The organism is Aphanothece microscopica RSMan92 (assembly GCF_046613545.2).
GTDB lineage: Bacteria > Cyanobacteriota > Cyanobacteriia > PCC-6307 > Cyanobiaceae > NIES-981.
In genome coordinates this window covers 1-1,545 of the sequence record NZ_JBKKKY020000166.1, presented here as the reverse complement: position 1 = coordinate 1,545, position 1,545 = coordinate 1, and the positions used below count along the sequence as shown (strand labels likewise).

General features: G+C 72.6%; 1 protein-coding gene. It reads right to left on the bottom strand.

Translation table 11 applies throughout. The features are described from left to right. The coding region (locus ACLD7X_RS16660) for an ATP-binding protein (protein ID WP_411424806.1) at positions 1-1,545 on the bottom strand (1,545 nt) is incomplete at both ends.

Below are 1,545 nucleotides of genomic sequence, written 5' to 3'. Positions count from 1 at the left end.
GGCCGAACGGGCGGGTCGCATGCCACAACCCGCACAGACTGTCCCAGTCCGGCTGGACGCCCCGGCGCAGCGCGCCTTCGGCGTCGGCCAGCGACCGGTGCAGGGCCACGGCCCCCACCAGCGCCGCCGCCCCTGCCCCGCGGTGCAGCCCTTCGGGGTCGGGGCGGGCCCCGGCGTGGCACAGCCCGTCGATCTCGGCCAGCGCGCCATCCAGCACCATCCGCATGCGCGCGCCGTCCAGCGCCTGACCCAGTTGCGCCAGCACGCCGGGGTCGATGATCGATGGCATGGGCACCAGCACAGGGCCCGCGGCCCCCACCGCCTGCGGGCGCACCCCCGCCAGCATGCGGCGCAGCTTGGCGATGGTTACGGGCTTGATCTCGACCTGCGGCAGACCCGAAGCCGCGATGCGGGCCAGTTCGTCGGCCATGGCATGGGCGGTCAGCCCGACGATGCGCGCGCCCCGCGACATGCCCGCGGCGCGGATGTGGCGCGCGGCCTCGACCCCGTCCATCACGGGCATCGCCACGTCCAGAATCACCACGTCAAACCGGCGGACGGCGGCCTGATCCACGGCCTCCTGGCCGTTGTGGGCCGCGGCCACGCGATGTCCCAGAATGCGCAGCATCTCGGACAGCACGGTGCGGTTGATGTCGCTGTCCTCGGCGATCAGCACGTCCAGCGCGGCCGCGTCGCCCGGCGTCGCGGATGCGGCGCGGTCGGGTGCGGGTCCGGCGGACCCGGACGCGGCACTGGCCTGTTCGAAGGGCACCTCGAAGCCGAAGGTCGCGCCTTGGCCTTCGCGGCTGTCCACCCAGATGCGCCCGCCCATCTGCACCACAGCGCGCCGCGCGATGCCCAGACCCAAGCCCGTGCCGCCCGAATGGCGCGTGTCGGAATTGTCCAGCGTGCGGAAGTCATCGAAGATCGCCTCGTGGTGGTCGGGCGCAACGCCGGGGCCGGTGTCCGTCACCTCGACCCGCAGCATCAGGCGGCCGTCGGGCACGGGGTCCAGCCGCGCGGTCAGCCAGACCGACCCGCCTTCGGTGAACTTGATCGCATTCCCCAGAAGGTTCACCGCCACGCGCCCTACCTGGCGGCGGTGGCCGCGCACACGCGACGCGGGCCCGAGGCCCGACAGGTCCGCCGACAGCGTGTTGCGCCGCGCCGCGGCCAGCGGGCGGTTCTGGTCGACGATCTGTTCCAAGAGCAGCGCCAGATCGAAATCGGCCGCGGGCTGCTCGACCTGCCCCGCATCCATCCGCGTCAGTTCCAGCACGTCGTCGATCTGTTCCAGCGCCATCTCGCTGGACCGCCGCGCGACGCCCAGGAACTGGCGCTGGCGGTCGTCCAGCGTGGTGTCGACCTGCAGGATGTCCAGCGCGGCGATGGCGCCATTCAGCGGGGTGCGCATCTCGTGGCTCATCACCGCAAGAAAGCGCGACTTGGCGCGCGCGCCTTCCAGCGCTTCGTCCCGGGCGCGGCGCAGGGCATCCTCGGTATGGGGGGGGGGCGAGAAGTAGAGCAGGAAGGCAAGCAGAATCC